The 12,887-nt window shown below is 48.2% G+C and carries 12 protein-coding genes; 11 read left to right on the top strand and 1 reads right to left on the bottom strand.

Annotated features, from left to right (window positions below):
- The first annotated feature begins 156 nt into the window (after positions 1–156).
- From QCB44_RS02140 to QCB44_RS02120, 5 genes are all read left to right on the top strand, one after another.
- Positions 157–1,053: a D-amino acid aminotransferase gene (locus tag QCB44_RS02140; RefSeq protein WP_279407685.1), complete on the top strand. Its 897-nt coding sequence runs from the start codon at positions 157–159 to the stop codon at positions 1,051–1,053.
- A gap of 121 nt (positions 1,054–1,174) precedes the next feature.
- Positions 1,175–1,459, top strand: coding sequence for a DUF493 domain-containing protein (locus QCB44_RS02135; RefSeq protein WP_279407684.1), 285 nt, complete (start codon positions 1,175–1,177; stop codon positions 1,457–1,459).
- A 26-nt stretch (positions 1,460–1,485) separates the two neighbouring features.
- Positions 1,486–2,136: a lipoyl(octanoyl) transferase LipB gene (gene lipB / locus QCB44_RS02130; protein WP_279407683.1), complete on the top strand. Its 651-nt coding sequence runs from the start codon at positions 1,486–1,488 to the stop codon at positions 2,134–2,136.
- A 36-nt stretch (positions 2,137–2,172) separates the two neighbouring features.
- Entirely contained in the window at positions 2,173–3,192 is a 1,020-nt protein-coding gene (lipA, locus tag QCB44_RS02125; RefSeq protein WP_279407682.1) for a lipoyl synthase, read from the top strand.
- A gap of 49 nt (positions 3,193–3,241) precedes the next feature.
- Entirely contained in the window at positions 3,242–4,120 is an 879-nt protein-coding gene (locus tag QCB44_RS02120) for an Hsp33 family molecular chaperone HslO (RefSeq protein WP_279407681.1), read from the top strand.
- 83 nt (positions 4,121–4,203) lie between these two features.
- On the opposite strand, the gene yaaA is transcribed toward QCB44_RS02120, so the two are convergent.
- The gene (gene yaaA, locus QCB44_RS02115; RefSeq protein ID WP_279407680.1) at positions 4,204–4,980 is read right to left on the bottom strand and encodes a peroxide stress protein YaaA; all 777 of its coding nucleotides are present in this window, start codon (positions 4,978–4,980) and stop codon (positions 4,204–4,206) included.
- Between the two features lie 218 nt (positions 4,981–5,198).
- On the opposite strand from yaaA, the gene QCB44_RS02110 reads away from it, so the two are divergent.
- The 6 genes from QCB44_RS02110 to QCB44_RS02085 all read left to right on the top strand — a co-directional run bounded on the left by QCB44_RS02110 (position 5,199) and on the right by QCB44_RS02085 (position 12,814).
- The gene (locus tag QCB44_RS02110) at positions 5,199–7,814 is read left to right on the top strand and encodes an ATP-binding protein (protein WP_279407679.1); all 2,616 of its coding nucleotides are present in this window, start codon (positions 5,199–5,201) and stop codon (positions 7,812–7,814) included.
- Positions 7,811–9,067 (top strand): EAL domain-containing response regulator, encoded by a 1,257-nt coding sequence (locus QCB44_RS02105; protein ID WP_279407678.1) that lies wholly within the window; start codon positions 7,811–7,813, stop codon positions 9,065–9,067. The genes QCB44_RS02110 and QCB44_RS02105 overlap by 4 nt, the downstream gene beginning before the upstream one ends.
- 79 nt (positions 9,068–9,146) lie before the next feature.
- Entirely contained in the window at positions 9,147–9,785 is a 639-nt protein-coding gene (locus tag QCB44_RS02100; protein WP_279407677.1) for a rhodanese-like domain-containing protein, read from the top strand.
- 132 nt (positions 9,786–9,917) lie between these two features.
- Positions 9,918–10,595, top strand: coding sequence for a rhodanese-like domain-containing protein (locus QCB44_RS02095; RefSeq protein ID WP_279407676.1), 678 nt, complete (start codon positions 9,918–9,920; stop codon positions 10,593–10,595).
- A gap of 128 nt (positions 10,596–10,723) precedes the next feature.
- Positions 10,724–11,584: a bile acid:sodium symporter family protein gene (locus QCB44_RS02090; protein ID WP_279407675.1), complete on the top strand. Its 861-nt coding sequence runs from the start codon at positions 10,724–10,726 to the stop codon at positions 11,582–11,584.
- A 42-nt stretch (positions 11,585–11,626) separates the two neighbouring features.
- A complete protein-coding gene (locus QCB44_RS02085) occupies positions 11,627–12,814 on the top strand; it encodes an MFS transporter (RefSeq protein ID WP_279407674.1) in 1,188 nt (395 codons plus the stop codon).
- The last annotated feature ends 73 nt before the right edge of the window (positions 12,815–12,887 follow it).

The following is a 12,887-nucleotide window of genomic DNA, read 5'->3' as shown; positions in this document are numbered from 1 at the left end:
CGCCGAGAAAACACGGCAACCGCCGAATCCCGGCTAATTGAGACACCAAGGAAGGGTGGCATTGCGCCACCCTTCTGACGTTTTGAACAAGCCCATTCACTTTCACTTAACGCTCTTTAAAAACCGGCTTTTAAGCCTTTTGTGGAAACTACATACATGACTCAAACTGCCTCTGTCATTGAACAGCAAGTCGTTTATCTAAACGGTCAATATCTGCCAATGTGCGAATCTCAAATCTCGACTCAAGATCGCGGGTTCTTATTTGGCGACGGAATTTATGAAGTCATTCCGGTCTACAGCAAAAAACTGTTTGCCTGGCCGGAACATTTGCAACGTTTAAAAAACAGCTTAGAAGCCGTTAGCATTCCCAACCCATTGACAGACGAAGAGTGGCTTTCCATGCTAGCAGGCCTGGTTGAACAGCACCCTTGGCAAGATCAATTTATCTATCTGCAGGTCACGCGCGGCATCCAGATGCAACGTGATCATCTGCCTGCCGACTGCCTAACCCCAACCATTTACGCCTATACCAATCCATTAAAACCGCTCGCCGAGAGTGTGTTGCAGAACGGCATTAAAGTCATCTCTCTGGAAGACATACGCTGGTTGCGCTGTGACATTAAAGCCATCACCCTGCTGCCGAATGTCATGATGAAATTAGCCGCAAAACAGCAGGGAGCCGATGACGCTATTTTGGTCTCCCGTGAAGGCAAGATCACCGAAGGCACGGCCAGCAACGTATTCATTGTCAAAAACAATACCCTGCTGACACCGCCAAACAGTCATAAAATTCTGCCAGGCGTCACGCGCACAGTCATTGAAAAAGTCGTCGCTGAACACCAAATTACACTTAACGAACAAGAGCTGACACTCGAAGACCTGCAACAGGCCGATGAAATTTGGCTGACGTCGTCGACCAAAGAGGCTTTGCCGGTCACCCAGCTGGATGGGCAGCCGATTGGAAACGGGCAGCCGGGCCCTATGTGGCAAGTGCTTCGCAAACATTATCAGCACTACAAAGAAGCCTTTATCTCTGCCCAACAGAACAGCTAACCAGTTGAAACCTATAGACATTTAAAATCAAAGACGCGGTTTTTCATGCAAAAAACCTCTATAATATGCGCTATCAACATTTTAACTGCGCGATTTGAGAGTAACCCAAAAGAGTAACTTTATGACCAAAGACTTACACGCCCCCGACAGTGAGAGCCTAATTGAGTTTCCTTGTGACTACCGCCTGAAAGCGATGGGACACAATACCGAAGCCTTTATTGATCTGGTATTTGAAGTGACTAAAAAATACGCGCCCGGCGTTACGCGTGAGCACATCGAAATCAAAGATTCCAAAGGAAAGAAATTCATTTCCGTCAACATCACTTTCTACGCCACTTGCATCGAACAGATTCACGGAATCTACGGCGACTTGAAAAAGCACCCCGAAGTATTGATGACCCTCTAGCTTTTTGCTGTTACTCCGCGCCTTTCATGAAAATACGTTACCTCGGCCTGCGTCCTTATCGGGAAACCTGGCAGGCCATGCAGACCTTTACCGATCAACGTAATGCCGATACGCCCGATGAGTTGTGGGTGGTTGAGCACCCGCCGGTGTTCACTCAGGGGCTGAATGGCAAAGCGGAACACCTGCTGGCATTGGCTCCGCAAATCCCCCTGGTGCAAACTGACCGCGGCGGTCAAGTCACCTATCACGGTCCGGGCCAGCTGGTAATTTATGTATTAGTGGACTTAAAGCGCGCGCAACTTGGAGTGCGCGCCCTGGTCACCGCAATGGAAGAGTCGATTATCGAGCTGCTGAACCGCTTCAACATTGTCTCGCAGGCACGAACCGATGCCCCGGGCGTTTATGTGTCAGGGCAAAAAATTGCCTCTTTAGGCCTTAAAATCCGCAAACAGAAAAGCTATCACGGGCTGGCGTTGAATGTGGCAATGGACCTCACCCCTTTTCAAATGATCAATCCATGCGGACTGCAAGGCATGCAGATGACCCAGCTGTGTGATCGGTTAATTGACCAGGCCTGTCCAGATTTGACTGAACTCGGAGAGCAACTCTCCAAGCTGTTAGCGCAAAATATCCTCCAGCATAGCGGTGCAAGCAAGCCATCGCGTAATCCTTTATAATAGGCGTCACTTAACCACTAAGTTGTGAACGATCAGATGTCTCAATCTCCTCAAATTCAGGAAATCGGGCTGGACGCCATCGGCAACCGCAAGCATGACCAAAGCCTTAAAGAACGCAATCAAGCAATGCCGAAGGGGCAATATAAAACCAAGTCCCTGAAGCATCGTCCTGATCCGAATGCCGAACGCCTGAAAAAACCTCGCTGGATCAAAGCCCGGCTTCCCAAGGCCAAAGACATTCATCGCGTCGCCGAACTCAAAGCGATTATGCGCGAAAAAGGTCTGCATTCCGTATGCGAAGAAGCCTCCTGCCCGAATCTGGGAGAGTGTTTCGGCCATGGTACCGCCACCTTTATGATTATGGGCGACATCTGCACCCGTAAATGTCCGTTCTGCGATGTGACTCACGGCCGACCCAAGCCTTTGGATAAAAATGAACCTAAACATCTGGCAGAAACTGTTGAAGCCATGCGTCTGAAGTATGTCGTCATCACCTCGGTCGACCGCGACGATCTGCGTGACGGCGGAGCCCGGCACTTTAACGACTGCGTCAGTGAACTGCGTCAAGCCCTGCCGGAACTTAAGATTGAAACCTTGGTGCCCGATTTCCGCGGCCGATTGAGCGTCGCCCTGGAGACCTTGAGTCAAAATCCGCCTGACGTCCTGAATCACAACCTGGAAACCGTCCCACGCCTGTATGAGGAAGCACGTCCCGGTGCCGACTACCAGGCCTCTCTAGATTTGCTTAAACGTTTTAAAGCCATGAATCCCAAGGTCGCCACCAAATCCGGTCTCATGGTTGGTTTGGGCGAAACCATGGATGAACTGCTGCAGGTCATGCGCGATCTGCGTGCACACGATGTGGAAATGCTCACCGTCGGCCAGTACCTGCAACCCAGCGTTTACCATTTAGCCGTCAAAAAATATTGGACACCGGAAGAGTTCAAACAGATTGAAGAAGCCGGTTATGAAATGGGCTTCACCAACGTGGCCTCCGGCCCGATGGTACGATCCTCGTATCACGCCGACTTACAGGCCAAAGAGATCGCCCACTAAAGGGTGAGGCGGTTAAACTAAACTATTTTGAGTGTGAGTAATTGCAACCATGTCAGACAACGCTGTTCAACGCTTTTTGTTTAAAGAACTGAATATCCGCGGTCAACATATTCGCCTGCAGGAGAGCTGGCAAAAGATGGTGACAGACCGCCATTATCCACAGCCTATTATCAAGCTGCTGGGTGAATTGACCGCCATGTCAGTGTTAATGGCCAACGGCATGAAGCATCAGGGCCGCATTACTTTTCAAGTACAAGGCTCCGGGCCGGTGACCCTGCTGGTAGTCGAAGTGACGCACGACCTGAAAATTCGCGGCGTCGCAAAAACCAATCAGACGGTAGGGGAACAGACCTCCTTGGATGAGCTGTTGGGCGACGGGCAAATTTTGATGACCTTGGAAAACACCCAGACCAACCACCATTTCCAATCGTTTGTGCCTCGCGAAGGCCACAGCATCAGTGAAGCCTTTGAAGCCTTCTTGAGTCAATCGGAACAGCTGCCGTCGAAGATCTGGCTGGCGGCTGATGAAGCCCATATTGGCGGCGTGATGATTCAAAAAATGCCGGAGACCGACAAACACGATGAGGACGGCTGGGATCGCATCACCCACCTCACCACCACCGTCCAAGACGACGAGCTGCTGAATCTCCAAGCAGAGGAATTACTGCACCGTCTGTTCCATGAAGAGACCATCGAGCTCTTCAAAGAAGAAGAAGTGATCTATGAATGCCCGCAAGACCGTGAATGCGTGGAAGCCATGCTCAAATCGTTGGGAGAGGAAGAGTTACGCCGTCTGCTGGAAGAACAGGGGGAAATCGTCATTCACAATGAAATCTGTAATTTCCATATGCGATTTAATGCTGAGGACATTGACGCCCTCTTTACCGATCAGAAAAAAGACGATGATGTGAGTACCACTTTGCAATAAACCTGCTCATCAAAACGGAACAGGCCGGGTAACAGGCATTCCTACCAGGCCTGTTCCGTTTCAGATAACTTTAACGCGTGCGATTAAGCGTCAAGCTTGCGGGTAAAGACCCAGTCACTCTCGGAGGAAAGATCCGGGGCAAACGCATAGCCTTCATAATCGAAATATTTCAAATCCTCAGCATTTTCCACTTGATGATCCGCGGCATAACGCGCCATCAAGCCACGCGCTTTTTTCGCGTAAAAACTGATGATTTTATACTGACCGTTTTTCCAATCCTTAAAAATCGGCGTAATGATGCGCCCGTTAAGTTCTTTTTTCTTGACCGCTTTGAAATATTCGTTGGACGCCAGGTTAACAACGGTTTGACTGCCCTGCTCCACCAAGTCTGTGTTTAGCAATTCCGTAATGCGACTTCCCCAAAACGCATATAGGTCCTTGCCTCGGGCATTGGCAAATTTGGTCCCCATCTCCAGGCGATACGGCAGCATATCATCGCAGGGTTTCAACACCCCATACAGCCCGGACAGAATACGCAGGTGGTTTTGAATGTAGTTAACCCCTTTTTCGTCTAACGAATAGGCATCTAATCCTTGATACACATCGCCTTTAAACAACCAGGCCGCTTGCTTGGCTTTCTCTTCAGGAAACGGCAATTGCCACTCCTGAAAGCGCTCATAGTTCAGTTCCGCCAATTTATCGCTGATATGCATTAACTGAGCGATCTCTACCGGCCCCATCTGCTTTAACTCGTCGATCAGCTGTGCCGCTTGATCCAACAGAGCGCATTGTGAATGCATTTCAGTTTGTACGGGCGTACTTTCGTCCAGTGATTTAGCGGGGGAAACAAGCATCAACATCGACCCAATCCTCTTTTCTAAACTTAACCGGAACATTATAAAACATTCTCTTACTGCGAACCCCCCACATTCTATAATTTCCTACTGAAAAGATAGGTTATTTAAAAAAACACCTTATACATAAGTAAAAATTATTATCCTGGTAATAATACAGCGTTATGATTGAATCAGGCGTATGCCTTTGTGTTGAAAAATGTCAAAGATTGTTAAGGATCTTTATGAAACAACGCCAGTATCTATTCTTAATTCCCGTTTTCATCCTGATTATAGGATTAATGCTGGCTGTGTTTTATATGGATAAACAGCTACGTCAGCAAGCCAGTCAAAAACAGCTCAATAACACGGTTCAACAGATCAGCCATACCATTGTTAATGAACTCTCTCAAGTGTATGCCGATCTCACTTACCTAAGCCATCAAACCAAAGCGAGAGAGGTTTTGCTTGGCGAAAGCACCGCGATTACCAATCATCTATGTAACGAATACCTTCTCTTCTCGGAACAAAACAAAAGGTATGCACAAATACGTCTTTTGGATATAACCGGCCAAGAAGTGGTGCGAATCGATCGGGAAAAAGGTCGCAGCTTCAGAATCGAGGAAAACAGATTACAAAATAAGGCGGACCGCTACTATTTTGCAGAGTCAGAAAAGCTAAAACCGGGGGAAATATACCAATCCCAACTTGACCTGAACGTAGAAAACGGCGAGATTGAAACGCCATGGAAACCGATGCTCCGTTTCGCCACCCCCATCACGGACTACAGCGGTCAAACAACCATCGGTTATATGATCCTCAACTATGACGCCACCCGGCTCTTAACCAAAGTGGATTATTTATTAAATAAGGATTTAGGGGAATTTTCAATTTTAAACCGGAACGGCTACATCCTGTTTAGTACCGACAAGACCTTCCCTCTATGGGGGTTTATGTTTAATCAAAAAAGCGCTTCGCTTAGCGCCATAGATCCGGTTCTCTGGCAACAAATGCAACAATCTGGACCTGTTAGTGAATTGGAGGTTCAAGACCACTATTACAGCTTCCATAAAATCTGTGGACTGGGCGAGTGTGATCAACACCCTGCCGCAAACATGCTTGCCACCCAGGCCAGAGATCTTCCCTGGTACATTTTGGCTAAACTCAATAAAAACAGCGCGATCAACGGTTTTTGGTGGCAAAACCAATGGCCTTATCTCATCGCCTTACTGCTCAGCCTTATTGGTGTTTTTGCGCTAAAAACAGGAAACCGCCTGAGCAGTTTGGTCAAAACCCTATCCAAAAGAGAAGGGGATTTAAGAGAAGCCAACGATCAATTCCAAACACTGCTCAATGCCATCCCCGATGGTCTGCTTGTTGTGGGTCACAACGGCACGATAGAGCAAGTCAATCCGGCCGCCGAAGTCATGCTAGGACGCTTAGAGTCTGAATTGCTGGGAAATGACGTTGAATCCCTCATGCCGAAATCTTTCCAGGAAAAACACAAAACCTACCGCCAGCAGTTCAATAAATCCCCAAGACGGATTCATGCGACTCGAAACCACCCGTTTCAATACACGCATCCAAGTGGACACCAACGCCTGATTGAAGTCATGATCGATCCCGTAAGGGTTGGCAAGGAAGTCAAAGCCATTACTCTGATCCATGATGTCACGGAACAACACTCTTACCAGGAACAGATCCGCCAAAAACAAAAAATGGAAGCGCTCGGCCAGCTTACCGGCGGAATCGCTCATGATTTCAACAACTTGCTTGGAATCATTCTCGGAAACCTGGAACTCATGGAAATGCAGATCGAGCCAGACAGCAAAGCCTTTCAACAGCTTACCAAGATCAAAAAAGCGGTACTGTCTGCGGCCGAACTCACCCAAAAACTGCTCGCTTTCTCAAGAAAAAAAGCCTTACAAAACGAAACCTTGGGGCTCAAACCGCTTTTGGAGGAAGTCGTCGCTATTCTCAAACACAGCATTAAAGGCCAGATAAAGTTAACATTAAATCTTGAAGATAATCTGCCCTTAATCAATGCCGATCCTAATGAACTCACCAATGCCATAATCAACCTGGCGGTCAACGCACGAGACGCCATGCCCGAAGGCGGTGTGATTGAGATCAATGCTTCTCATGTCATTCTATCCGAAGAATACATTCGCACCCTGCCTGAGAAAATCGACACCGGGGATTATGTCTTAATTGAGGTCAGCGACACCGGAGAAGGCATCCCCAGAGAACTGATTAATAAGGTTCTGGAGCCTTTCTTCACCACCAAAGAAAAAGGCAAAGGCACGGGACTGGGGCTGGCGATGATCTACGGTTTTATTAAGCAGTCTCATGGCCATATGAGAATTTACAGTGAAGTTGGACGTGGCACCAGCATACACCTTTACCTTCCGGTCGCACAAGAAACGGAGTCTGAAAACCGGGATAAAGCCACCTATCCTCAAATTGAATTCTCGGAAAACTATCTGGGCCTTAAAGCGTTGGTGATTGATGATGAGACCGACCTGGCTGAAGTCGCCGAGTCTTTTTTAAGCCACTTAGGGTTTGCTTGCGAGGTATGCCACAATGCCGATGAAGCCTGGGAACAACTGCAGAAAAAAGAGTATGACCTCATTCTTTCCGATATTGTCATGCCTGGCAAACTGGATGGGCTCGCCTTATACCATCAGGCAAAAGCGCAATACCCGAATATACGTTTTATCCTCAGTAGCGGCTTTTCAGAGGAGATGCTACACAACCAGCAAAAACTCCCGCAAGATTTTATTTTCCTTCGCAAACCTTACCAAAGAAAGGCCTTAGAAGAAGCACTTGCTAAAGCTTTTAAAAGGGGAAACAAGCCATGAACGTTAAAATATTTATTATGGATGACGATCCCGACTTTGGTGAATTGATTGCAGAAGTATCAGAAATGGTAGGTATAGGGGCGGCTTACACCTCCCAACCCTCACAGTTTGAAGCGGAACTTGCGAAATATCCGCACACGCAAATCATTTTCTTAGATCTCAATATGCCGGAACGGGATGGGGTTGAAATCATTCGCTCCCTAGGCAACCAAAACTTTGACGGTGCTCTCGTCTTAATGAGCGGTTTTGATGAGAGTGTTTTAAGCACCGCCTATGACCTGGCAGAAAGCTATGAACTCAACCTGCTACCCAGCTTAAAAAAACCGTTCAGTATAGAGAGTATTAAAAACCTGATCTCTGAATTTGTTTTTCACTCTCCAGACAATAATAAAAAGCCCTCTTATGCTGTAGCGGGCAGCGAAAAACCGCTTAATGCTTCTGAAATAGAACAGGCCTTTCGTGAATCACGTATTGAACTCTACTATCAGCCTCAGGTTCGTTTACGTGATTATGCAGTCATCGGACTTGAAACATTGGCCCGCCTAAAAAAACAGGACGGCACCATTGTTCCTCCTGCTCTATTCATACCGACTATTGAAGCCTCCGGGTTGAATACGTTATTTTTAAAACAAATCCTTGATCAGCTCATGATCGATTACCAAAAATACTTTAGCGACTACCCCCAGTTAAATATTTCGATTAACGTCTCTGCGCTTGACCTGAATAATCTGGAATTTCCAGACATCCTAGCCCAACAAGCCAAGGAGACGGGAATTTCTCCAGAAAATTTTGTGATTGAGATCACCGAAAGCAGCGCGATTAAACATTTAAGGACCGGCCTGGATATTCTTGCGCGACTCCGTTTAAAAGGTTTCAAACTCTCGATAGATGATTTTGGCACCGGAACAGCGGTGCTCGAAAATATCAAACGCATGCCTTTCACCGAGCTCAAAATTGATCGCGTTTTTGTGGATAAACTCATTCACGACCGGCGCTTGGAAAGCATCACCAACGATACGATAAAAATGGCCCATAACTTAAATTTAACCGTCGTCGCAGAAGGCATTGAAGACGTGGAAACGGCCCAACACCTCAAAGCCATGGAGTGCGATATCGGACAAGGTTTTTTATTTGCCAAACCCATGCCGGCGGCCATGCTGATGGACTGTTTACGGAAACACAATCGCTCACCATCAGCCCCTCAGCAAAGGCAAAGATTCTTTCTTCATCCGAACATTAACGACAATAAATAAGTGCTTGAACGCACAAGCTAAGGTACCATTGTATTTAATACATCCTTACCGAATCCATATCGGTAACCCAGGAGGTACCATGAAACTGTTTATTTTCCTGCTAACAGCTCTAGTGCTGACTTTCTCTCAAGCAGCTTATTCTGGCGAAGTGCTGCTCAGACCGCATGTTAAATCCATTACCCTTACTCTTGGTAATCAAACCTATGTCATTCAGCGCAACCAAGATCCCACCATTACCATCACCAGTCTCTACACCAATACCACGGTCGGTAAATTGCAGCCGATTCATCTTGCCCCGGGGGTGGAAACCATCGGCGAAGTTGAGGTCCTGGATTATTTACAACGCATGCAGACGGATGACTCGATTATTTTAATTGATACCCGCCCTAAATCCTGGTTTGACCGCATTCGTATTCCCGGTGCGGTTGATGTGCCGCCCGCGACCTTTGAGAACGAACTGACCGCAACTGAAACGTTGGAAAAACTATTTAATGTCAAAACCAACGCCAACGGTGAACTTGATTTTTCCCAGGCCAAAACCATCGTCGCCTACTGTAACGGCCATTTTTGTGGTTACACCCCGGACGCCATCAAACATGCGGATTACAGCCTGCTCAAACTCGGCTACCCGCCTGAGAAAATCAAATACTACCGCGGTGGCATGCAAGCCTGGACCTCGGTTGGCTTGACAGTCATCGGTGAAGAAGCCTTTAACTGAAAACGGCTCCAAACCGTTGCCTCATAGAATAAAAATAACCAATAAGGCATGAAACCTCAAAAGTAAATTCAATCAATAATCACTCTCATTTAAAGTAAAATTAAGTCATGCCCTCTAAAGCAGGAGGTTGTCATGACGGCTTTACAAGCGATTCTGATGACTGTGTTCTGTGGGCTGGTACTGACCCCGCGCGCCTATCCTGACCCCACAGATCCGACCGTTGAAACACCAAAACCAGGCGAAGTGCTCATCACTCACGATGTTCGAGAGGTGTCGCTGCAATTGCAGGGGCAATCTTGGCTGATTCAGCGCAATCAAGACCCCAATGTGACCTTGACGCCACTGTTTACCAATACCACGGTAGGATTTCTGCAGCCTATACAACTCGCCCCGAGCGTAGAGACGCTGGGAGAACTGGAAGTGCTTGCATGGATGCGGAAAATGCAAACCGATGACTCCATTGTTCTGGTGGATACGCGCCCTTTTCTGCCTTATGAACGTTTACATATTCCCGGCGCCATCAATATTCCGCCACGGCTCTTTAAAAACGAATTCGCCGCCATCGAAGTGCTGGAGCGCAAACTGAATGTCACCACCACCGATTCCGGTGAACTGAACTTCAACGACGCCAAAACCGTCATTGCCTACTCAAACGGCCATTTCTGCGCCATGACGCCTTATGCAGTCAAATACGCCCCCTACTCTCTGCTTAAACTGGGGTATCCGCCAGAAAAAATCAAATACTATCGAGGCGGCATGCAGGACTGGACCTCAGTGGGATTAACGGTCGCCGGTGCGGATGCTTTTTAACCCGAACGTTTCCGATATCGCTCTGTAAGCCTTATTCCGACTTGTTGGCGAATAAGGCTTTTTAATAGGCCGGCAGAACGCTTTAGGCTAAAATCCGTGACTGATTGATAACCAACCACGGAGCCACCATGTCCCCCGATATTCTAACCAAAGTCATTCTGCCCGCCGCCCTGTTTCTGATTATGTTTGGCATGGGGCTCTCTTTAAAAGTGGCGGATTTCAAAGCGGTCGTGCGTGCCCCCAAAGCCGTTTCAATCGGTCTGCTCGGGCAAATGATTCTGTTGCCGCTGATCGCATTTGCCATTGCGGTCATATTACAGCTACCGGAGGAAGTCGCTGTGGGATTGATGATTATCGCCTTGGCACCCGGTGGCGCCACCTCCAATATGTTCACCTATCTGGCGAAAGGCGATGTGTCGCTCTCCATCAGCCTGACCGCCCTGGTCAGCCTGATCACTCCCTTCACCATTCCGATCATCTCCGCCCTGTCCATGACCTATTTCATGGGCAACAGCACCGAGTTCAGCTTGCCGATCGTCCAAACCATTGTGCAACTTTTAGTCATCACCGTCATTCCGGTGGCATTGGGCATGTTGGTTCTTTCACGCTGGCCAAATGCCGCAACCAAGATTGAACAGATTCTCAAATGGTTTGCGGTGCTCTTTTTGCTGCTGATTATTGCTCTTATCGTCTTGAAAAATGCCAACAACATGGCCAGCTTCTTTGCCCAGGCGGGAATCGCGACCCTGCTGCTCAATGCCAGCGTTCTATTATTGGGTTATCAGATCGCCAAGTGGGCGAAGCTGAATCATCCGCAAGCGGTTTCAATTGGATTTGAAGTGGGGATTCAAAACGGTACCCTGGCATTGGTCGTTGCCGGCACTTTAATCGGAAACAGTGCTATGATGATTCCAGCCGTGACCTATTCTCTGTTGATGTTCGTCAGCGGTGCCGCCTTTGCCTGGTGGGTCAACCGCAAACAGGCATAGAAACACCAACGCTCTCTGAGAGCCGCCAGGTCGACATCCGTTATGTCCACCATTTCCAAAAATATCTGGGCACTGGGCTGGGTCAGTTTTTTTACCGACCTGGCCACCGCGATGATCAAACCGCTCATCCCGATCTATGTGGTACTCGTACTTCATCAGGGGGTCGACAAACTCGGTTATGTCATCGCCATTACCACTCTGGTGTCTTATCTGTTCCGCTGGTTTGGAGGCTGGCTGAGCGACACCCTGCAGGTAACCAAACCGCTGCTGCTGATCGGTTACGCCCTGTCCACCATTATGAAACCGCTTTTCTCTTTGGCCGAAAACTGGGGAAGCGTGGCGGCCATCAGTGCAACCGAACGGTTGGGTAAAGCGATCCGCAGCGCACCCAAAGATGTGCTTATTTCTGCTTCGGCGCAACCACAACAACAGGGGCGCGCCTTTGGCGTGCATAAAACCCTCGACATTGCCGGAGAAATGCTCGGCGGCATTCTGGCCTTTTTACTGTTAACTTGGCTGGGGCAATCAGAACACTGGATCAGAATCATTTTTGAGCTCAGCCTGCTGCCGGGTCTGCTAGGCTTGTTTATCCTGATTTTTTGGGTCAAAGACCTGATTCAAAAACAGCCTAAACCCCTTGCACCAGAAACGACCTCAGGTCAGATGGACAGCTCATTATGGGGCTGGTTTACAATCTACTTTTTGGCCGTATTCTTTATGTTAAGCGATGCCTTTATGGTGATTAGAGGCAGTGAGATCGGCATTGCCACACAATGGCTGCCGCTGTTAATGGTCAGCTCGGCCCTTACTCAAACCCTTATCAGCTACCGGGCGGGTAAACGTGTAGATGCTACCGGCCAGTTCAATGGCGCACGTTTTTTAATGCAGACAAGTCTTTGGGCGGGGGTGATCTCAGCAGGCCTGCTGTTAATGCAAAGCCCGGTCAGCCTGGTGTTGGCATTTGTTTTTCAGGGAGTGTTTATGGTGACCGGTTTGAATGCCATGCGCAGCCGCATCGGGCAGACCGAACATAAAAAAGGGCGTGCTTATGGCATTTTTTATTTGGGAACCGCGCTGGCGACGGCAGTTGGCAGCCTGATTATCGGGCAAATATGGGAACAGTTTGGCGCAATTTGGGCATTGGAGTTTTCAGTCGTTGGACTGGTTTCCGTGCTCTTGACGATCACGATATTCAAAAACATATTGCCTTTATACTCTCCAAATCGGTAACGCCATCCGAAAACAAACAGGCCTGGTAGGAATCACTCCTACCAGGCCTGTCTATTTTGCTGTTTTCTTATTC

Origin of the sequence: Thiomicrorhabdus sp. zzn3 (assembly GCF_029767755.1) — a bacterium.
In the GTDB taxonomy this organism is placed as follows: Bacteria; Pseudomonadota; Gammaproteobacteria; order Thiomicrospirales; family Thiomicrospiraceae; genus Thiomicrorhabdus.
Note: the sequence above shows the minus strand (reverse complement) of the source record. Positions and strands in the feature narration are given on the sequence as shown.

Excerpts from the sequence above, each read along its gene's own strand:
- QCB44_RS02140 (WP_279407685.1), top strand. The coding sequence starts at position 157 with ATGACTCAAACTGCCTCTGTCATTGAACAGCAAGTCGTTTATCTAAAC.
- QCB44_RS02135 (WP_279407684.1), top strand. The coding sequence starts at position 1,175 with ATGACCAAAGACTTACACGCCCCCGACAGTGAGAGCCTAATTGAGTTT.
- lipB (WP_279407683.1), top strand. The coding sequence starts at position 1,486 with ATGAAAATACGTTACCTCGGCCTGCGTCCTTATCGGGAAACCTGGCAG.
- lipA (WP_279407682.1), top strand. The coding sequence starts at position 2,173 with ATGTCTCAATCTCCTCAAATTCAGGAAATCGGGCTGGACGCCATCGGC.
- QCB44_RS02120 (WP_279407681.1), top strand. The coding sequence starts at position 3,242 with ATGTCAGACAACGCTGTTCAACGCTTTTTGTTTAAAGAACTGAATATC.
- yaaA (WP_279407680.1), bottom strand. The coding sequence starts at position 4,980 with ATGTTGATGCTTGTTTCCCCCGCTAAATCACTGGACGAAAGTACGCCC.
- QCB44_RS02110 (WP_279407679.1), top strand. The coding sequence starts at position 5,199 with ATGAAACAACGCCAGTATCTATTCTTAATTCCCGTTTTCATCCTGATT.
- QCB44_RS02105 (WP_279407678.1), top strand. The coding sequence starts at position 7,811 with ATGAACGTTAAAATATTTATTATGGATGACGATCCCGACTTTGGTGAA.
- QCB44_RS02100 (WP_279407677.1), top strand. The coding sequence starts at position 9,147 with ATGAAACTGTTTATTTTCCTGCTAACAGCTCTAGTGCTGACTTTCTCT.
- QCB44_RS02095 (WP_279407676.1), top strand. The coding sequence starts at position 9,918 with ATGACGGCTTTACAAGCGATTCTGATGACTGTGTTCTGTGGGCTGGTA.
- QCB44_RS02090 (WP_279407675.1), top strand. The coding sequence starts at position 10,724 with ATGTCCCCCGATATTCTAACCAAAGTCATTCTGCCCGCCGCCCTGTTT.
- QCB44_RS02085 (WP_279407674.1), top strand. The coding sequence starts at position 11,627 with ATGTCCACCATTTCCAAAAATATCTGGGCACTGGGCTGGGTCAGTTTT.